This is a genomic window from Pseudomonas syringae (genome assembly GCF_021606685.1).
Lineage (GTDB): Bacteria > Pseudomonadota > Gammaproteobacteria > Pseudomonadales > Pseudomonadaceae > Aquipseudomonas > Aquipseudomonas syringae_R.
In genome coordinates this window covers 1-19,172 of sequence record NZ_WKCB01000098.1, presented here as the reverse complement: position 1 = coordinate 19,172, position 19,172 = coordinate 1, and the positions used below count along the sequence as shown (strand labels likewise).

At 60.8% G+C, this 19,172-nt stretch carries 15 protein-coding genes; all 15 read right to left on the bottom strand.

Going from position 1 to position 19,172, the window contains the following annotated elements; translation table 11 throughout:
* Window positions 1-735: 735 nt before the first annotated feature.
* Window positions 736-2,199 carry an NADH-quinone oxidoreductase subunit NuoN gene (nuoN, locus tag GIW02_RS24450; protein WP_122719564.1) on the bottom strand — a complete coding sequence of 488 codons (1,464 nt, stop codon included), beginning with the start codon at window positions 2,197-2,199 and terminating at the stop codon, window positions 736-738.
* A gap of 7 nt (window positions 2,200-2,206) precedes the next feature.
* Entirely contained in the window at window positions 2,207-3,739 is a 1,533-nt protein-coding gene (gene nuoM / locus GIW02_RS24445) for an NADH-quinone oxidoreductase subunit M (protein WP_010209575.1), read from the bottom strand.
* Between the two features lie 46 nt (window positions 3,740-3,785).
* Window positions 3,786-5,639, bottom strand: a complete 1,854-nt coding sequence (gene nuoL / locus GIW02_RS24440) for an NADH-quinone oxidoreductase subunit L (protein ID WP_236415949.1) — start codon at window positions 5,637-5,639, stop codon at window positions 3,786-3,788.
* Complete coding sequence (gene nuoK, locus GIW02_RS24435; RefSeq protein WP_003174727.1) at window positions 5,636-5,944, bottom strand: NADH-quinone oxidoreductase subunit NuoK; 309 nt, start codon at window positions 5,942-5,944, stop codon at window positions 5,636-5,638. Before nuoK ends, nuoL begins: the two co-directional genes overlap by 4 nt.
* A 2-nt stretch (window positions 5,945-5,946) precedes the next feature.
* On the bottom strand, window positions 5,947-6,450 hold the full coding sequence (gene nuoJ / locus GIW02_RS24430) for an NADH-quinone oxidoreductase subunit J (RefSeq protein WP_003174726.1): 504 nt from the start codon (window positions 6,448-6,450) through the stop codon (window positions 5,947-5,949).
* 10 nt (window positions 6,451-6,460) lie between these two features.
* Complete coding sequence (gene nuoI, locus GIW02_RS24425) at window positions 6,461-7,009, bottom strand: NADH-quinone oxidoreductase subunit NuoI (RefSeq protein WP_003174725.1); 549 nt, start codon at window positions 7,007-7,009, stop codon at window positions 6,461-6,463.
* Between the two features lie 11 nt (window positions 7,010-7,020).
* The gene (nuoH, locus tag GIW02_RS24420) at window positions 7,021-8,028 is read right to left on the bottom strand and encodes an NADH-quinone oxidoreductase subunit NuoH (protein WP_017137518.1); all 1,008 of its coding nucleotides are present in this window, start codon (window positions 8,026-8,028) and stop codon (window positions 7,021-7,023) included.
* Window positions 8,025-10,739 carry an NADH-quinone oxidoreductase subunit NuoG gene (gene nuoG / locus GIW02_RS24415; RefSeq protein ID WP_236415946.1) on the bottom strand — a complete coding sequence of 905 codons (2,715 nt, stop codon included), beginning with the start codon at window positions 10,737-10,739 and terminating at the stop codon, window positions 8,025-8,027. Before nuoG ends, nuoH begins: the two co-directional genes overlap by 4 nt.
* A gap of 135 nt (window positions 10,740-10,874) precedes the next feature.
* Window positions 10,875-12,230, bottom strand: a complete 1,356-nt coding sequence (gene nuoF, locus GIW02_RS24410; RefSeq protein WP_236415943.1) for an NADH-quinone oxidoreductase subunit NuoF — start codon at window positions 12,228-12,230, stop codon at window positions 10,875-10,877.
* The gene (gene nuoE / locus GIW02_RS24405; RefSeq protein WP_003174721.1) at window positions 12,227-12,724 is read right to left on the bottom strand and encodes an NADH-quinone oxidoreductase subunit NuoE; all 498 of its coding nucleotides are present in this window, start codon (window positions 12,722-12,724) and stop codon (window positions 12,227-12,229) included. Before nuoE ends, nuoF begins: the two co-directional genes overlap by 4 nt.
* A gap of 2 nt (window positions 12,725-12,726) precedes the next feature.
* On the bottom strand, window positions 12,727-14,511 hold the full coding sequence (gene nuoC, locus GIW02_RS24400; RefSeq protein ID WP_236415941.1) for an NADH-quinone oxidoreductase subunit C/D: 1,785 nt from the start codon (window positions 14,509-14,511) through the stop codon (window positions 12,727-12,729).
* A 71-nt stretch (window positions 14,512-14,582) separates the two neighbouring features.
* A complete protein-coding gene (locus GIW02_RS24395) occupies window positions 14,583-15,257 on the bottom strand; it encodes a NuoB/complex I 20 kDa subunit family protein (RefSeq protein WP_012724951.1) in 675 nt (224 codons plus the stop codon).
* A gap of 10 nt (window positions 15,258-15,267) precedes the next feature.
* Window positions 15,268-15,681 carry an NADH-quinone oxidoreductase subunit A gene (locus GIW02_RS24390; RefSeq protein ID WP_003219575.1) on the bottom strand — a complete coding sequence of 138 codons (414 nt, stop codon included), beginning with the start codon at window positions 15,679-15,681 and terminating at the stop codon, window positions 15,268-15,270.
* A gap of 656 nt (window positions 15,682-16,337) precedes the next feature.
* Complete coding sequence (aceA, locus tag GIW02_RS24385) at window positions 16,338-17,663, bottom strand: isocitrate lyase (protein WP_005789113.1); 1,326 nt, start codon at window positions 17,661-17,663, stop codon at window positions 16,338-16,340.
* Window positions 17,664-18,156: 493 nt separating this feature from the next.
* Window positions 18,157-18,894, bottom strand: a complete 738-nt coding sequence (locus tag GIW02_RS24380) for a secretin N-terminal domain-containing protein (protein ID WP_236415939.1) — start codon at window positions 18,892-18,894, stop codon at window positions 18,157-18,159.
* Window positions 18,895-19,172 lie beyond the last annotated feature (278 nt).

The window sequence follows — 19,172 nt, the reverse complement described above, 5'->3', positions numbered from 1 at the left end:
TTGGGCTGCGCAGCAGCCCCCGTCAAGCCACCGCATTACTCCAGGAAGATCTCCGCATCTGCTTTCAGGGCCGCTTCGCGACCCAACGCGGGCAAGCCCACTCGCCACAACACGCGCCTAGCCACAAGCGGTAGGGTGCTGGTCAGAGGTGTATCAACCTCATAAACGAAACGCCCAGTGCTGCACCAGGGTGAGCAACGGTTGTGGGTATCTTATGAAGTAAGCCAAAACTCAGATAAGCACGCTTGTGTGGCGAGCGGGCTTGCCCGCGTTGGGCTGCGCAGCAGCCCCCGTAAACCCACCGCGTTACTCCAGGAAGGTCTCTGCATCTGGTTTCAGGGCCGCTTCGCGACCCAACGCGGGCAAGCCCGCTCGCCACAACACGCGCCTAGCCACAAGCGGTAGGGTGCTGGTCAGAGGTGTATCAACCTCATAAACGAAACGCCCAGTGCTGCGTGCTGCACCAGGGTGAGCAACGGTTGTGGGTATTTTATCAAGTAAGCAAAAACTCAGATGAGCACGCTTTTGTGGCGAGCGGGCTTGCCCGCGTTGGGCTGCGCAGCGGCCCCCGTAAAGCCAGCGCGTTACTCCAGGAAGATTTCTGTATCAGGTTTTAGGGCCGCTTCGCGACCCAACGCGGGCAAGCCCGCTCGCCACATGGGTTGGTCGTGCAACCCCATAAACGCAAAACGGCGCCCTGGGGCGCCGTTCTGTTTATTGCAAGTGACTAAGCGATCAAACGCCCAGCACCGCATGCTGCACCAGGGTGAGCAACGGTTGTGGGTACACGCCCAAGAAGAACGCGAGTAGGGCGATGGCCAGCAGCATCACGCCGCCTGCCTTCTGTTCCCAGTGCAGCTCGGCATCCACACGGCGCAGGTTCGGCTCGATCAGGTACAGGGTGACCATCACGCGCAGGTAGTAGAACACGCCGATGGCGCTGCCCAGTACCAGGGAGGCAACCAACCACCACTCGTGGGCCTCAACACCGGTAGCGACAATGTAGAACTTGCCGATAAAGCCTGCGGTCAGCGGGATACCGGCCAGGGACAGCATCATCACGGTGAGTACGGCGGTCAGGTACGGACGGCGCCAGAACAGGCCGCGATACTCGTACAGCGCGTCGGCGTCACGGCCTTTGAACGGCGAGGACATCAGCGTGATCACGCCGAATGCACCGAGGCTGGTGATCACGTAGGTGACCAGGTACACGCCCATGGCTTCCACGGCCAGGCCTTTGCTCGCCACCAGGGCGATCAGCAGGTAGCCGAAGTGCGCGATGGAGGAGTAACCCAGCAGACGCTTGAGGTTGTTCTGGGTCAGGGCCAGCAGGTTACCGAACAGGATCGACGCAATGGCGATCACGGTCAGCACGTTGCTCAGCACGCCGGTGTTGGCGGCAGGCGAGATCTGGAACAGACGCACCATCACTGCAAACACCGCAACCTTGGACGCCGTGGCCAGGAACGCGGCCACCGGCGCCGGGGCGCCTTCGTACACGTCCGGGGTCCACAGGTGGAACGGCACCAAGGAGAGCTTGAACGCCAGGCCGATCAGCATCATGGCCAGGCCCAGTTGGGCGATTGGCGCAGGGCTGTTGGTGGTCGCCAGGGCGTGGCCGATACCGGTGAAGCTCAGGCTGCCGGCTTCTGCGTAGAGCAGGGCCATACCGAACAACAGGAACGCCGAACCCGCAGCCGACAGCACCATGTACTTGATGCCGGCTTCCAGCGAGCGCTTGTTGAAGAAGGCGTAAGCCACCAGGCCGTAGGTCGGGATCGACAGCAGTTCCAGGCCGATGAACAGGCCCGCCAGGTGCTGCGCGCTGACCAGCACGATGCCACCGGCCGCAGCCAGCAGGATCAGCAGGTAGAGTTCTTCGCGGTTGCCTGGGTAGCCGGTGCCGCCTTCGCCGAGGTAGGCGTGGGCGAGGGTGACGCAGGCCAGGGTCGCCACCAGGATCAGCGCGATGTACAGCAACGCGAAGTCATCGACCATCATCAATGGCGTGACCGCCAATGGCGCGACCTTGAGGGCCGGGATGATCGACAGCAGGGCCAGGTTCAGACCGGCACAGGACAGCAGGAACGTTTGCGAGTGATTGCGGCGCCAGGCGATCGCCAGCATCACCACCACAATGGTGAGGCTGGTGATCAGCAGCGGCGCAAGCGCGATAAAGTGTTGGATCGTGAATTCCATAGCGCTCTTACCGGGCCGAAGCGAGTTGAGAGAAGGCGGTGCCGAACCACTGCTGCACGCCATGCATCGTTGCGGCAGAAGTGTCCAGGAACGGTTGCGGGTACACGCCGATGTAGATCAGCAACACCGCAAGGCCGAGCACCATGATCAGTTCGCGAGCATCCATGCCTTGCAGCACGGTGTCGGACTTGGCCGGGCCGAAGTAGGCGCGGTGGATCATGATCAACGAGTAGACCGAACCAAATACCAGGCCGGAAGTAGCAATGGCGCTGATCCATGGCGTCTGCACGAAGGCACCCATCAGGATCAGGAACTCGCCGATAAAGTTACCGGTGCCCGGCAAGCCCAGGGACGCGGCGGCGAAGAACAGGCTGATCGCCGGCAGGTACGCGATGCGCGACCATACGCCACCCATTTCACGCATGTCACGGGTGTGCAGGCGCTCGTACAGCTGGCCACTGAGGATAAACAGTGCAGCGGCCGACACACCGTGAGCCAACATCTGGATCACTGCGCCTTGCAGCGCCAGCTGGCTGCCGGAGTAGATGCCGATCAGTACGAAACCCATGTGGGAAACGGACGAGAAGGCAATCAGACGCTTGATGTCGGTTTGTGCGAAGGCCAGGAATGCACCGTAGAAGATCCCGATCAGACCGAGGGTCATGGCAATCGGCGCAAACTCGGCCGAGGCATTCGGGAACAGCGGCAGGGCGAAACGCAGCAGGCCGTAGGCCGCCGTCTTCAGCAGGATACCGGCCAGGTCCACGGAACCGGCAGTCGGCGCCTGGGCGTGAGCGTCAGGCAACCAGGAGTGGAACGGCACCACCGGCAGCTTCACCGCGAAGGCGATGAAGAAGCCGAGCATCAGGATGTACTCGGTGGTCAGCGACATCTTGGTTTTCAACAGGTCGGCGTAGTTGAAGGTAATCACGCCGGTGTTGTTGAAGTTGACCAGTACCAGACCCAGGATCGCCACCAACATGATCAGGCCGGAAGCCTGGGTGAAGATGAAGAACTTGGTCGCCGCGTAGATCCGGGTTTTCTTGCCGTCCGAAGAACTGTGACCCCAGAGCGCGATGAGGAAGTACATCGGCACCAGCATCATTTCCCAGAAGAAGAAGAACATGAACAGGTCCAGCGCGAGGAACACGCCGACCACGCCGCCCAAAATCCACATCAGGTTCAGGTGGAAGAAGCCCACGTGGCGCTGGATCTCTTTCCAGGAGCAGAGTACCGAAAGGATACCCAGCAGGCCGGTCAGCAGGATCATCAACAGCGACAGGCCGTCGAGGGCCAGGTGCACGTTGATGCCGAAGCGCTGGATCCACACGTGCTTGAATTCAAGCGCGAAGGTGGGATCGACACCCGGTGCCGGAGCAAATGAATAGTCGCCATGGGCCCACAGCCAGAGGCCGAGTGCGAGTTCCAGGGACATGGTCAGCAACGCAATCCAGCGGGGGAGGGTGGCGCCGAAGCGTTCACCCATCCAGCAGAGCAGGCCGCCGATAAAGGGGATCAGGATTAGCCAGGGCAGAATCATGACGGGCTCGTTTCCTTTCGCAAGTTCGCAAAGTACATAGACATAGTCAGACCGCTACCACAACGATGGCGCCGATCACCAGCACGGCACCGGCCGCCATGGACGCGGCATACCAGCGCAGTTGGCCAGTCTCGCTGCGGCTCAAGGCGGTGTGACCGGCCTTGGCGGCACGCGGGATCAAACCGATGGTCTGGTCGAGCGGGTCTTTGCGCAGTACATGGCTGATGGCGAGGTAAGGCTTGACGAACAGTTTGTCGTAGATCCAGTCGAAGCCCCAGGCAGCGAACCACCAGGCCGACAGGAAGCGACCAATGCCGCTGTTGGCCACGGCGGTGACGAAGCGACGCTTGCCGAGGAACAGCAGCGCAGCCAGCAGAATACCGGCCAGGGCGATAGCGCCCGAGGCGATTTCCAGGCTGTGCTTGGCGGCGCCGCCGGCATGCCCGGCGCTTTCCGGCAGTACACCGGCCAGTGGCGGGGTGATCATGGCGCCGATGAAGGTCGACAGGATGATCAGCACCGACAGTGGCAGCCAGTGGGAGATGCCGTGGCCTGCGTGCGCTTCGGTCTTGGCTTCACCGTGGAAGGTGATGAAGATCAGGCGGAAGGTGTACAGCGAGGTCATGAAGGCACCCACCAGGCCTGCGTACAGCAGGTTCTGGTTACCGCTGGCAAAGGCTTCCCAGAGGATTTCGTCTTTCGAGTAGAAACCGGCGGTCACCAACGGCAGGGCGGCCAGGGCGGCACCACCGACGATGAAGCTGGCGTAGGCCAGCGGCAGTTTCTTCCACAGGCCGCCCATCTTGAAGATGTTCTGCTCGTGGTGGCAGGCAACGATCACCGCACCGGAAGCGAGGAACAGCAGGGCCTTGAAGAAGGCGTGGGTCATCAGGTGGAAGATCGCCGCGTCCCAGGCGCCAACGCCCAGGGCCAGGAACATGTAGCCGATCTGGCTCATGGTCGAGTAGGCGAGGATACGCTTGATGTCGGTCTGCACCAGCGCGGCGAAGCCGGCCAGTACCAGGGTCACGCCGCCGACCAGGCCCACCAGGTGCAGGATTTCCGGCGCCAGGGTGAACAGGCCGTGGGTACGGGCGATCAGGTAGACACCGGCGGTTACCATGGTTGCCGCGTGAATCAGTGCGGAAACCGGGGTAGGGCCGGCCATTGCGTCCGCCAGCCAGGTTTGCAGCGGCAGTTGCGCGGATTTACCCACCGCGCCGCCCAGCAGCATCAGGGTCGCCAGGGTGATCCAGAAGTCGCCGACCTGGAATTTCTGCGGTGCCAGCACCAGCAGTTCCTGGATATTCAGCGTGCCCACCTGTTGGAACAGGATGAACAGGCCGATGGCCATGAACACGTCGCCGATCCGCGTAACGATAAAGGCCTTGAGTGCCGCGTTACCGTTGTTGCGGTTGCTGTAGTAGAAACCGATCAGCAGGTACGAGCACAGGCCCACGCCTTCCCAGCCGAAGTACAGGAACAACAGGTTATCGCCCAGCACCAGGAACAGCATGCTGGCGATAAACAGGTTGGTGTACGAGAAGAAGCGCGAGTAGCCCGCTTCACCGCGCATGTACCAGGACGCGAACAGGTGGATCAGGAAGCCTACACCCACCACCACGCCCAGCATGGTGATCGACAGGCCGTCGACGTAGAGCGCGAAGTTGGGCTTGAAGCCCTCCACCGACATCCACTGCCACAGCACCAGGGTGTAGTGGCCGCCTTCCGGCGGCGCCACGTTGAATTGCCAGATGACGTAGGCGGCAACGATGGCCGACAGGCCAATCGAACCCACACCGATCAGGGCCGAGAGGTTTTCCGACCAGCGTCCACGGGAGAACGACAGCAGCAGGAAACCGATCAGGGGAAATACGAAAGTCAGAAAGATCATGTTCATCCGCGCATCTCACTGGCAGCGTCGATATCAAGCGTGTGGAAGCGACGGTACAGCTGCAGCAGGATCGCCAGGCCAATACTGGCTTCGGCGGCTGCCAGGCTGATCACCAGGATGAACATCACTTGTCCATCCGGCTGGCCCCAACGTGCGCCCGCTACGATGAATGCGAGTGCGGCCGCGTTCATCATGATTTCCAGGCTCATCAACACGAACAGAATGTTACGGCGAACCATCAGGCCGACCAGGCCAAGGCAGAACAGGATGCCGGCGACCGCCAGACCATGCTCCAAAGGGATAGCAGGCATCGTCATTGCTCCTTGGCTTCGTTGCGGCCCAAGTGGAAGGCAGTGATGGCTGCAGCGAGCAGCAGCATCGACGCCAGTTCGACCACCAACAGGTACGGACCGAACAGGCTGATGCCCACGGCTTTCGCGTCTACGGTGGTGTGGCCGATGGCCTGGCCGCTCTGGTGAGCGAACAGCACATACAGCAGTTCACCCAGCAGCAAGGCTGCGAGGACAACCGGGCCGAGCCAGATGCCAGGCTTGAGCCAGACGCGTTCCTGGGCGACCGAAGCCGGCCCGAGGTTGAGCATCATCACCACAAACACGAACAGCACCATGATGGCGCCGGCGTAGGCGATCACTTCCAGCACACCGGCGAACGGTGCGCCGAGGCTGAAAAAGGTCATGGCCACGGCGATCAGCGAAATGATCAGGTAGAGCAGGGCGTGCACAGGGTTGGTGTTGGTGATCACGCGAAGCGTGGACACAACCGCAATACCCGATGCGAAATAGAAAGCGAATTCCATCTTTCTTCCTTTAAGGCAGCAAGCTCTTCACGTTGATCGGTTCGGCTTCGTTTTGTGCGGCGCCTTTCGGCTTACCGGCAACGGCCATACCTGCAACACGATAGAAGTTGTAATCAGGGTTTTTACCGGGACCAGAGATCAGCAGATCTTCTTTCTCGTACACCAGGTCCTGACGTTTGAACTCGGCCATCTCGAAATCCGGCGTCAGCTGGATCGCGGTGGTCGGGCAAGCTTCCTCGCAGAGGCCGCAGAAGATGCAGCGCGAGAAGTTGATACGGAAGAAGTCCGGGTACCAGCGACCGTCTTCGGTTTCAGCTTTCTGCAGGGAGATGCAACCCACCGGGCACGCCACGGCGCAGAGGTTGCAGGCTACGCAACGCTCTTCGCCATCGGGGTCGCGGGTCAGTACGATGCGGCCGCGATAGCGCGGCGGCAGGTACACCGCTTCTTCCGGGTATTGCAGGGTGTCGCGTTTGCGAAAGCCATGGCCGAAAACCATCACCAGGCTTCGCAACTGGGTACCGGTACCCTTAACGATGTCGCCAATATATTTGAACATGGGTCAAATCCTCACTGAACCGCGCCCGCTGGCGTGTTCAACAACACAACGGCAGCAGTCACCAGCAAATTGATCAGGGTCAGCGGCAGGCAGAAGCGCCAGCTGAAATCCATCACCTGGTCGTATCGTGGACGCGGAATGGAAGCGCGCAGCAGGATAAACAACATGATGAAGAACGCGGTCTTGAGGAAGAACCAGAAGAACGCCAACTGCGGCAGGATGCCGAATGGACCGTGCCAGCCGCCGAAGAACAGCGTGACCAGCAGGGCCGAGATCAAGATGATGCCGATGTACTCACCGACGAAGAACATGCCCCATTTCATGCCGGCGTATTCAATGTGGTAACCGTCGGCCAGTTCCTGTTCCGCTTCCGGCTGGTCGAATGGGTGACGGTGAGTCACGGCGACGCCAGCGATGAAGAAGGTACAGAAGCCAAAGAACTGCGGAATGATGAACCACAGGTTCTGCGCCTGGTACTCGACGATGTCACGCATGTTGAACGAGCCAACCTGCACCACGATGCCCATCAGCGCGAGGCCCATGAACACTTCGTAGGACACGGTCTGGGCCGAAGCCCGCAAGCTGCCCAGCAGGGCGAACTTGTTATTACTCGACCAACCGGCGAACAGCACCGCGTAGACCGACAGGCCGGCCATGGCGAAGAAGAACAGCAAGCCGATGTTCAGGTCCGCCACGCCCCAGGTCGGGGTGATCGGGATGATCGCGAAGGCGATCAGCAAGGCGCTCATGGCCACGACCGGTGCCAGGGTGAAGATCACCTTGTCGGCAAACGGCGGGGTCCAGTCTTCCTTGAAGAACATTTTCAGCATGTCGGCGGCGATCTGGAACATACCAAATGGGCCAACGCGGTTCGGACCGTAACGGTCCTGCCACCAGCCCAGCAGGCGACGTTCGACGAAGCTGAGCAGGGCGCCCGCGACGACCACGGCCAACAGGATCACGATGGCCTTGACCACCGAGATGATCACGTCGATCACTTCAGGAGTGAACCAAGTCATTGCGCTGCCTCCTGCAGACCGTCAACGGTTTTGCCGAAGATCGCCGGCGGAATGCCCGCCAGGCCTTTGGGCAGTGCAACCAGGCCAGCACCCAACTCGTCATTGATGCGCAGCGGCAGACGTAGGGTCTGGCCCGCAACGTTCACGCTGAGCAGGGCACCGTCGTTGACGCCCAGGCGGTCGGCTTCGGACTTGGCCACGGACACGTAGGCAGTAGGGATGCGCTCTTGAACCGGCGCGGCTTTGGAAGAGTTCTCTTCGCTGCCGAACAGGTGGAAGAACGGCACAACCTGCCAGGTGCCTTGAGCCGGGTTGAACGGACGCGGTACGGCGGCGAACCAGTTCAGCGAATCACCGGTACTTTCGATCAGGCGGGTGCCCGGGTCGCCAGCACGGATGTGACCACCGACTTCGTCCTGGAACTTGTTCCAGGCCTGCGGCGAGTTCCAACCCGGCGACCAGGCGAATGGCACCTGCTGACGCGGCTCAACCGAACCCGAGTAACCTTCCATGGAGAAGGCGAACGCGGTGTCGTTGTCTTGCGGGGTACGTGGTTCATGCACGCTGATGTCGGCGCGCATGGCGGTACGACCGGAGTAGCGCAGCGGCTCACGGGCGAGTTTCATGCCCTTGATGCGGAACGCGGCGGACGGTGCAGCGTCGACGATACGTGCCAGCTGCGGCGCGCTGGCGGCGGTGGCGGCGGTCACGTGGTCGAGCTGGGTCCAGTCGATCGGCTGGTTCAGCAAGGTCGCGCGCAGGGCATGCAGCCAGCGCCAGCCTTCGTGAACCAGGATGCTGGCGTCCATGTACTTGGGATCGAACACCTGGAAGAAGCGCTGGGCGCGGCCTTCCTGGCTGACCAGGGTACCGTCGCCTTCGGCGAAGCTTGCCGCTGGCAGCACCAGCTGGGCACGCTCGCTGGTCGCAGTCTTCTGGTGATCGGCGACGATCAGCACTTTGGCGGCATTCAGCGCAGCGTCAACCTTGGCAGTATCGGTGCGAGTGTACAGGTCGTTTTCCAGCACCACGATGGCGTCGGCGTTGCCGTCGATCACCGCTTGCAGGGCCGCGTCCACGGATTCGCCACCGAGCATGGCCAGGCCAAGGCTGTTGGCTTCCGGCACAACCAGGCTGATGGAGCCGTTCTTGTCACGCAGCTTCAGGGCTTTGGCGATGTTGGCGGCGGCTTCGATCAGCGCCTTGGAACCCAACGAGGTACCGGCGATGATCAATGGGCGCTTGGCAGCCAACAGGGCGTCGGCGATGCGCTGGGCCAGTTCGACGGCTTCAGTGTCCAGCCCTTCGACGGCAGGTGCGCTGGCGTCGAGGGCGTGGGCCACGGCGAAACCGATACGCGCCAGGTCATCCGGTGCAGCGTGCACGCATTCTTCGGCGATGTCGTCGAGCTTGGTTTCAGCCAGGCTTGCGATAAACAGCGGGTTCAGCGCGTGCTGGCCGATGTTTTTCACTGCAGCGTCGAGCCAAGGCTGAACGCGCATGGCGTCGGCCATGTCTTCGGCCTTGCCCTTGACCGACTGACGCAGCGACAGCGCGATACGCGCGGCGGTCTGGGTCAGGTCTTCACCGAGCACGAAAATCGCGTCGTGGTCTTCGATGTCGCGCATGTTCGGCACGGGCAGCGGGCTGTCGTTCAGCACTTGCAGGACCAGACGAATGCGCTCCAGCTCAGCGGCTTCGATGCCGGAGTAGAAGTGCTCGGCACCGACCAGTTCGCGCAGTGCGAAGTTGCTTTCGAGGCTGGCGCGCGGCGAGCCGATACCGACGATGTTGCGCCCGCGCAGCAGGTCGGCGGCTTTATCCAGCGCCGCGTCCAGGCTCAGCTTGGCGCCATCGGCCAACAGCGGCTGGCGTGGGCGGTCCTTGCGGTTGACGTAGCCATAGCCGAAACGGCCACGGTCGCACAGGAAGTACTGGTTAACCGAACCATTGAAGCGGTTTTCGATGCGACGCAGTTCGCCGTAGCGCTCGCCCGGGGAGATGTTGCAACCGCTGGAGCAGCCATGGCAGATGCTCGGGGCGAATTGCATGTCCCACTTACGGTTGTAGCGCTCGGAGTGAGTCTTGTCGGTGAACACACCGGTCGGGCAGACCTCGGTGAGGTTGCCGGAGAACTCGCTTTCGAGCACGCCATCTTCAACGCGACCGAAGTACACGTTGTCGTGGGCGCCGAACACGCCGAGGTCGGTGCCGCCGGCGTAGTCTTTATAGAAGCGCACGCAGCGATAGCAGGCGATGCAGCGGTTCATTTCGTGGGAAATGAACGGGCCGAGGTCCTGGTTCTGGTGGGTGCGCTTGGTGAAGCGATAACGGCGCTCGTTGTGGCCGGTCATCACCGTCATGTCTTGCAGGTGGCAGTGACCGCCTTCCTCACAGACCGGGCAGTCGTGCGGGTGGTTGGTCATCAGCCATTCGACAACGCTGGCGCGGAACGCCTTGGATTCTTCATCTTCGATGGAGATCCAGGTGTTGTCGGTGGCTGGGGTCATGCAGGACATGACGATACGACCACGGGTGTCGTTCTCGTCGGTGTATTGCTTGACCGCACACTGGCGACAGGCACCAACGCTGCCAAGGGCTGGGTGCCAGCAGAAATACGGGATGTCGAGGCCTAGTGAGAGACATGCCTGTAACAGGTTGTCTGCCCCATCGACTTCGAGCGCTTTGCCGTCTACGTGGATAGTGGCCATGGTTCAAAGTTCTTCGTTGGCCCGTTGTCAGCGGGCGTGGCTAATGGAATCTTGTTATTCATGTGCATCTACACAGCCATCAAGGCGTCAGCACATGAGAAAGCGAAGGGCACGGACCCTTCGCTTTTTTAAGCGTTACGCGCCGACTACGATCGGCCTTGCCAGAGGCGGGACGGCGGCGCTGGTAGGCGCGATGCCGGCTTCGAACTCCGAGCGGAAGTATTTGATGGCGCTGCCCAATGGCTCCACGGCGCCCGGTGCGTGAGCACAGAAGGTCTTGCCTGGGCCGAGGAAGCCGACCAGGCCCAGCAGGGTTTCGATATCACCCTCGCGGCCTTCACCGTTTTCCAACGCCATCAGCAGCTTCACGCTCCACGGCAAACCGTCGCGGCACGGGGTGCAGAAGCCGCACGATTCACGGGCAAAGAACTGCTCCATGTTGCGCAGCAACGAAACCATGTTCACGGTGTTGTCGACCGCCATCGCCAGGCCGGTACCCATCCGGGTGCCCACCTTGCCGATGCCGCCGGCATACATCTGTGCATCGAGGTGCTCGGGCAGCAGGAAGCCGGTACCGGCGCCGCCTGGCTGCCAGGCTTTCAAGGTGTAGCCGTCGCGCATGCCGCCGGCGTAGTCCTCGAACAGCTCGCGCGCGGTCACGCCGAACGGCAGCTCCCACAGGCCAGGGTTCTTGACCTTGCCGGAGAAGCCCATGAGCTTGGTGCCCATGTCTTCGCTGCCTTCGCGGGCCAACGATTTGTACCAGTCCACGCCGTCGGCGATGATCGCCGGCACGTTGCACAGGGTCTCGACGTTGTTCACACAGGTCGGCTTGCCCCACACGCCCACGGCGGCAGGGAAGGGCGGCTTGGAACGCGGGTTGGCACGGCGGCCTTCGAGGGAGTTGATCAGTGCGGTTTCTTCGCCGCAGATGTAACGCCCGGCGCCGGTGTGCACGAACAGTTCGAAGTCAAAACCGGAACCGAGGATGTTCTTGCCCAACAGGCCAGCGGCCTTGGCTTCTTCCACGGCACGGTTGAGGTGCTTGGCGGCGGTGGTGTATTCGCCACGCAGGAAGATGTAGCCCCGGTAGGTTTTCAGCGCGCGGGCGCTGATCAGCATGCCTTCGATCAGCAGATGGGGCAGTTGCTCCATCAGCATGCGGTCTTTCCAGGTGTTGGGCTCCATTTCATCCGCGTTGCACAGCAGGTAGCGGATGTTGATGGATTCGTCCTTGGGCATCAGGCCCCACTTCACGCCCGTGGGGAAGCCTGCACCGCCGCGGCCTTTGAGGCCGGCGTCTTTGACGGTCTGGACGATGTCGTCCTGGGCCATCTCGGCAAAAGCTTTGCGCGCAGCGGCGTAACCGTTTTTGGCCTGGTACTCGTCGAGCCATACCGGCTCGGCATCGTCACGCAGGCGCCAGGTCAGCGGGTGGGTTTCGGGCGAACGCTTGATCAGGTTGGCCGGACCGAAAGATGTCAGGGTCATGGGTAGCCCTCGAGCAATTGGGTGACGCCAGCAGGCTGCACGTCACCGAATGTGTCGTCGTCGATCATCAACGCCGGCGCCTTGTCGCAGTTGCCCAGGCAGCACACCGGCAGCAGCGTGAAGCGGCCGTCCGGGGTGGTTTGGCCGAGGCCGATGCCCAGCTTGTTCTGGATCTCGCTGACCACGGATTCGTGACCACCGATGTAGCAGACCATGCTGTCGCACACGCGAATAATGTGGCGGCCCACCGGCTGGCGGAAGATCTGGCTGTAGAACGTGGCCACACCTTCAACGTCGCTGGCCGGGATACCGAGGATCTCGCCGATGGCGTAGAGGGCGCCGTCCGGCACCCAGCCACGTTCCTTCTGGACGATCTTCAAGGCTTCGATCGACGCCGCGCGCGGGTCTTCGTAGTGATGCAGCTCGTGCTCGATGGCCGAGCGCTCGGTTTCACTCAAGGTGAAACGGTCTGTCTGGATAAGCGTGCTGTTCATGCTTAGCGGTCCACGTCGGCCATAACGAAATCGATACTACCCAGGTACGCAATCAAGTCCGCGACCATTTCACCTTTGATCACCGAAGGGATCTGCTGCAGGTGCGGGAAGCTTGGAGTACGAATCCGGGTGCGGTAGCTCATGGTGCCGCCATCGCTCGTCAGGTAATAACTGTTGATGCCCTTGGTCGCTTCGATCATCTGGAAGGACTCGTTGGCCGGCATGACCGGGCCCCACGAAACCTGCAGGAAGTGCGTGATCAGGGTTTCGATGTGCTGCAGCGTGCGTTCTTTTGGCGGCGGCGTGGTCAGCGGGTGATCCGCTTTGTACGGGCCTGCCGGCATGTTGCGCATGCACTGCTCGATGATCTTGAGGCTCTGGCGCATTTCTTCGACGCGCACGATGCAACGGTCGTAGGCATCGCCATTGGCCGCCAGCGGGACTTCGAACTCGAAGTTCTCGTAGCCGGAGTACGGGCGCGCTTTACGCAGGTCGAAATCGCAACCGGTGGAGCGCAGGCCAGCACCGGTGACGCCCCATTCCAGGGCCTCTTTGGTGTTGTACTGGGCAACGCCGATGGTACGGCCCTTGAGGATGCTGTTATCCAGCGCAGCCTTTTGGTACTCGTCCAGACGCTTGGGCATCCAGTCGATGAACTCTTTGACCAGGCGCTCCCAGCCATTCGGCAGGTCGTGCGCCACGCCGCCGATGCGATACCAGGCCGGGTGCAAGCGGAAGCCGGTGACGGCTTCGATGACCTTGTAGGCGCGCTGACGGTCGGTGAAGGTGAAGAACACCGGGGTCATGGCGCCCACGTCCTGGATATAGGTACCCAGGAACAGCAGGTGGCTGGTGATCCGGAAGAACTCGGCCATCATGATGCGGATGGTGTCGACGCGGTCCGGTACCTTGATACCGGCCAGCTTCTCGACCGAAAGCACGTACGGCAGGTTGTTCATCACGCCGCCGAGGTAGTCGATACGGTCGGTGTACGGGATGAAGCTGTGCCACGACTGACGCTCGGCCATCTTCTCGGCACCACGGTGGTGGTAGCCGATGTCCGGCACGCAGTCGACGATTTCTTCGCCGTCCAGTTGCAGGATGATACGGAAGGCACCGTGAGCCGAAGGGTGGTTCGGGCCCAGGTTGAGGAACATGTAGTCCTCGTTGGTGCCGGAGCGCTTCATGCCCCAGTCTTCCGGACGGAAGCGTGCAGCCTCTTCTTCAAGCTGTTGCTTGGCGAGGTTGAGGCTGAACGGGTCGAATTCGGTGGCGCGCGCAGGGAAGTCCTTGCGCAGCGGGTGACCTTCCCAGGTCGGCGGCATCATGATGCGCGTCAGGTGCGGGTGGCCCGGGAAGTCGATGCCGAACATGTCCCAGACTTCACGCTCGTACCAGCTGGCGTTCGGCCAGATACCGGTCACGGTCGGCACGCTCAGGTCGCTTTCGGACAGCGCGACCTTGATCATCACGTCGCTGTTACGTTCGATCGACAGCAGGTGGTAGAACACGGTGAAATCGGCGCCGCTCGGCAGGCCTTGACGCTTGGTGCGCAGACGCTCGTCCACGCCATGCAGGTCATAGAGCATGACGTACGGCTTGGGCAGGTTACGCAGGAAGGTCAGGACTTCGACGAGCTTGGCGCGCGCCACCCACAGCACCGGCATACCGGTGCGTGTGGCCTGGGCGGTGAAGGCGTCAGGGCCAAAACGGTTATTGAGTTCGACGACCACATCCTGGTCGTCTGCCTTATAAGGCGGGATGTACAGAGCACTGCCTGTAGTCATGGTTTTTTATCGCTTTCGGTCAACGTAAAGAATGAAGCCAGGTGTTCGTTCTATAAAAGAAGCGGGCTGGATCAGACTTCGTCGGGGCTGCGCAGGTTGGTGACTGCGATTCGCTGTTCGCGGCGCTGTTCCTTTTGCGAAGGCATCTCGGCGCGGTAAACGCCTTGATCGCCGACGACCCAGGAAAGCGGGCGACGCTCCTTGCCAATCGATTCCTGCAACAGCATCAAGCCTTGCAGAAATGCTTCAGGGCGGGGCGGGCAGCCAGGCACGTAGACATCCACGGGCAGGAACTTGTCCACCCCCTGGACTACGGAGTAGATGTCGTACATGCCACCGGAGTTGGCGCACGAACCCATGGAGATAACCCACTTCGGTTCGAGCATTTGCTCGTAGAGACGCTGAATGATCGGCGCCATCTTGATAAAGCAGGTTCCGGCGATAACCATGAAATCCGCCTGGCGCGGTGATGCCCGGATAACTTCGGCGCCAAAGCGCGCGATGTCGTGGGGCGCCGTGAAGGCGGTGGTCATTTCCACGTAGCAGCACGAAAGACCGAAGTTGTACGGCCACAGGGAGTTTTTACGCCCCCAGTTGACCGCGCCACTCAGCACGTCTTCGAGCTTGCCCATGTAGATGTTTTTGTGGACTTGGTCTTCTAACGGATCGGAGACGGTTTCCCGTTCGCCGATAGGGTACTGATCGTTAGGAGCATCCGGGTCGATCCTGGTGAGATTGTATTGCATCGCCAAAGCCTCATTGTTTCAGCTTCGCTTGCCGCTTACGACGAGCTTCCGGAGCCCAATCAAGGGCGCCCACTCGGAATAGGTAGACAAGGCCTGCCAACAGAATTGCTATGAAAACGAGAGCTTCGACGAATCCGGTCCAGCCGCTTTCGCGGACGGACACAGACCAGGCAAAGAGAAAAAGGGCTTCGATATCGAAGATCACGAACAGCATCGCGACCAGATAGAATTTGGCTGAGAGCCGCAAGCGGGCGCCACCTGTAGGTAGCATGCCGGACTCGAACGGTTCGTTTTTGCTGCGGCCCCAGGCTTTTGACCCGAGGAGGCTGGAGACGCCGAGCATGAAGGCGCAAAGGCCGACAACACCGAGGAGGAAAATGGCAAAGCCCCAGTTGTGGGCCATGAGTCCTGTCGCTTCGGTCATGCTGGAAATCCTTAACAGAGAGCAAAGGTCTCTGAGCTCGAAAAAGTAACGATGCAGTGACGATATGTCGCAGTGCAATCAATCGCGGTGATTTTATGGCTAAACACCTAGCAAGTAAAATTCCGAGAGCGAAATTATTCGATGGAATAAGCACATAGTGCACCTTCTTGGGGCTGCAACCCTTGTAGGGCGGGCATTAGCGGGCTTTTGAACAATTAAGTTTTGTTTGACCTGTAACGAAGTTTTCATGCGCTAAATGATAATGAATATTGTTTGCGTGAGGTTTAAGCGAATGTTTCTCGTGTGGCGGGGGAAGTTGCCGTTACTTGGTTGATTGCCGCTTAGTTGGTGGAGCGGATCTTTTAACCGATTTGAATCCGAGGGATACCGCTCTAGGTCAATGTTTTGCGTGAAATCCTTAGGCTGCATGCAGTTCGAATGTGGGAGGGGGCTTGCCCCCGATGGCGCGGGATCAGTCACAGAAGTACTGACTGACACACCGCCATCGGGAGCAAGCCCCCTCCCACATTTTGAGTTTCATTGTGTCAGAGGGATTTGCACGGGCAAAAAAAACGCCCCGAACCGGTCGGGGCGTGATTGCTGTGCGGCATTGCGGTTAGGTCTTCCGTGGGGCCGCAATGGCCGGGTACTGCGTGTTAGTGGAACTGTTCTTCTTCGGTCGAACCGGTCAGCGCGGTCACGGACGAGGTGCCGCCCTGGATCACGGTGGTCATGTCGTCGAAGTAGCCAGTGCCCACTTCCTGCTGGTGAGCCACGAAGGTGTAGCCCTTGGCGGCGTCAGCGAATTCCTGCTCTTGCAGTTTCACGTAGGCAGTCATGTCATTACGGGCGTAGTCGTGCGCCAGGTTGAACATGCTGTGCCACATGTTGTGGATACCGGCCAGGGTGATGAACTGGTGCTTGTAGCCCATCGCCGACAGTTCGCGCTGGAATTTGGCGATAGTCGCGTCGTCCAGGTTCTTCTTCCAGTTGAAAGAAGGCGAGCAGTTGTAGGACAGCAGCTGGTCCGGGTATTCCTTTTTGATCGCCTCGGCGAAGCGACGGGCTTCGTCCAGGTCAGGCTTGGCGGTTTCGCACCAGATCAGGTCGGCGTACGGAGCGTAGGCCAGGCCGCGAGCGATGGCCTGGTCCAGACCTGCGCGGACTTTATAGAAGCCTTCCTGGGTGCGTTCGCCGGTTACGAACGGCTGGTCGTACGGGTCGCAGTCCGAGGTCAGCAGGTCAGCGGCGTTGGCGTCGGTGCGGGCCAGGATGATGGTCGGCGTGCCGGCAACGTCAGCAGCCAAGCGCGCAGCGGTGAGCTTCTGTACGGCTTCCTGGGTCGGTACCAGTACCTTGCCGCCCATGTGGCCGCATTTCTTCACGGAAGCCAGCTGGTCTTCGAAGTGCACGCCGGCAGCGCCTGCTTCGATCATGCTCTTCATCAGCTCGTAGGCGTTCAGTACGCCGCCGAAACCGGCTTCGGCGTCGGCCACGATCGGTGCGAAGTAGTCGATGTAGCCTTCATCGCCTGGGTTCTTGCCGGCTTTCCACTGGATCTGGTCAGCACGACGGAACGAGTTGTTGATGCGCTTGACCACGGTCGGCACGGAGTCCACCGGGTACAGCGATTGGTCGGGGTACATGGATTCAGCGGAGTTGTTGTCCGCTGCCACTTGCCAGCCGGACAGGTAGATCGCCTGGATACCGGCTTTTACCTGTTGGACTGCCTGGCCGCCAGTGAGGGCGCCCATGCAGTTGACGAAATCTTTATCGGGACGGAAGGACGGCTTGGCACCCTGGGTGACCAGCTTCCACAGCTTCTCGGCGCCGAGTTTTGCAAAGGTGTGCTCAGGTTGAACCGAGCCGCGCAGGCGGACGACGTCAGCAGCGGAATAAGCGCGGGTCACGCCTTTCCAGCGTGGGTTTTCAGCCCAGTCTTTTTCAAGGGCTGCAATTTGCTGTTCGCGTGTCAGTGCCATGGGGAAAAACCTCGTCGCATAGGTCTAGGTGGAAAATTCCATTTGCCAGCCACGTACTCAGTGCGTGGTGATGGCTGCTCGCTGACCAGAAGCTTAGGTGTTCAAGCCAGGTTCGGCGGGGTAGGCGACGGGATGAACGATGGCTCAAGGGGGAATTGAGCAGGTAAGGGCAAACTGCGAACGGTCCTTGGGCGTCGTGGGCCTTTGTACGATCCATCAGTGTGTAGCCGGGTTACCTGGTTAGCTTCCGTCCCTCGGGACAACTTCGTTCCAGTCGCAACCTCGTCAAACACACCTTGTGGGCGGTACAGACACGAATCGGCTCAGTTGGGTAGCTTGGAGCGACGATCCGAAGGCCCTTGCCAGGGCCCCTGATTAGCGGGAGCGAGGCCATCATGCCCATGCTTTTTTGGATCGTCAAATGTTTTGTAGTGCTTTTTTTGAAGCACTACATCTTTAGTCTCATACGACTCATCAGTCAGTTTTTGGTGCTTCAGTTCAGGGTGTCGACCTTGACGCGCAACGTCAGGTCATCGCGGCCCTGGGTAGAGTAGCTGCGGGTTGTAGAGGATTTGTCGGCCTGGGTCTGGCGATTGATGCCGGCCAGGGGGATCCATTCGCCCAGGCGGCCGCTGACGGTTGTGTCGGTACTTTGCACGTTCACTACATCGGGACGTTCCTGGCTCATGCGGTCACGGTTGGTACTGATTGCCAGGTGTACGGTCTCGCCGGTGACGCTTGCCGTCACGTAAAAGCCCTGGGTGACGTTGCGATACTGGGTCTGGTTTTGCAGGCGGCCGTAGCTGTCCTGCTGGGTGGTGGTCAGCGGCACGCTCTGGCCCACCTGGATCAGTGCGGGCACGCCTTCACTGGCCTGGATTTGCTGGATGCCGCCGTCGCGGCTGGCGGTGCCATAGCTGATGATGCGGGTTTGGCTGTTGCCGGTGTTTTGCTGGTTGTTTTCGTTGGTGTCGACGGTGATCAGCAGGCGTTTGGCGGGCGTGTCCAGTTGCGCAAGCAGGGCGCGCAGGTCCTCGATCTTGCCGGGGTCGGCATTCACGATCAGCTGGTTGCCATAGGCGCTGACGGTGCCGTCCTTACCGATGAAATTCTGCGCCACGGGCAGCAGGTCGGTGCTCGTGCGGTTGTTCAGGTCGAGGACTTGCGTGTCGGCGAATGCCGAGGCGCTTGCGGTCAGGAGGAGGGCTGTGAGCAGGGTGCGTAGGGACATGTCCGTTATCTCTGCGGGTCGAAGGCTTGATAGTGCCAGTTTGTCGGCCTGGCAGGTCGCAAGTTTAGTAGCGAACGGCTTTGCTGTTGGTGCAGGGCTTGCGGCGAGCGGGCCTGCTGTGGCGAGGGGAGCTTACTGTGGCGAGGGGGGTACTGTGTCGAACGGGCTTACTGTGGCGAGCGGGCTTGCCCGCGTTGGGCTGCGCAGCGGCCCCAATAAAAACGCCGCGTTCTTTCAGAAAGAACGCGGCGTCTAAATGCAGGGCCGCTACGCGGCCC

Excerpts from the sequence above, each read along its gene's own strand:
- nuoI (WP_003174725.1), bottom strand. The coding sequence starts at position 7,009 with ATGTTCAAATATATTGGCGACATCGTTAAGGGTACCGGTACCCAGTTG.
- nuoG (WP_236415946.1), bottom strand. The coding sequence starts at position 10,739 with ATGGCCACTATCCACGTAGACGGCAAAGCGCTCGAAGTCGATGGGGCA.
- nuoC (WP_236415941.1), bottom strand. The coding sequence starts at position 14,511 with ATGACTACAGGCAGTGCTCTGTACATCCCGCCTTATAAGGCAGACGAC.
- nuoJ (WP_003174726.1), bottom strand. The coding sequence starts at position 6,450 with ATGGAATTCGCTTTCTATTTCGCATCGGGTATTGCGGTTGTGTCCACG.
- nuoK (WP_003174727.1), bottom strand. The coding sequence starts at position 5,944 with ATGCCTGCTATCCCTTTGGAGCATGGTCTGGCGGTCGCCGGCATCCTG.
- GIW02_RS24380 (WP_236415939.1), bottom strand. The coding sequence starts at position 18,894 with ATGTCCCTACGCACCCTGCTCACAGCCCTCCTCCTGACCGCAAGCGCC.
- nuoL (WP_236415949.1), bottom strand. The coding sequence starts at position 5,639 with ATGAACATGATCTTTCTGACTTTCGTATTTCCCCTGATCGGTTTCCTG.
- nuoN (WP_122719564.1), bottom strand. The coding sequence starts at position 2,199 with ATGGAATTCACGATCCAACACTTTATCGCGCTTGCGCCGCTGCTGATC.
- nuoF (WP_236415943.1), bottom strand. The coding sequence starts at position 12,230 with ATGACCCTGACATCTTTCGGTCCGGCCAACCTGATCAAGCGTTCGCCC.
- aceA (WP_005789113.1), bottom strand. The coding sequence starts at position 17,663 with ATGGCACTGACACGCGAACAGCAAATTGCAGCCCTTGAAAAAGACTGG.
- nuoH (WP_017137518.1), bottom strand. The coding sequence starts at position 8,028 with ATGACTTGGTTCACTCCTGAAGTGATCGACGTGATCATCTCGGTGGTC.
- nuoE (WP_003174721.1), bottom strand. The coding sequence starts at position 12,724 with ATGAACAGCACGCTTATCCAGACAGACCGTTTCACCTTGAGTGAAACC.
- GIW02_RS24395 (WP_012724951.1), bottom strand. The coding sequence starts at position 15,257 with ATGCAATACAATCTCACCAGGATCGACCCGGATGCTCCTAACGATCAG.
- nuoM (WP_010209575.1), bottom strand. The coding sequence starts at position 3,739 with ATGATTCTGCCCTGGCTAATCCTGATCCCCTTTATCGGCGGCCTGCTC.
- GIW02_RS24390 (WP_003219575.1), bottom strand. The coding sequence starts at position 15,681 with ATGACCGAAGCGACAGGACTCATGGCCCACAACTGGGGCTTTGCCATT.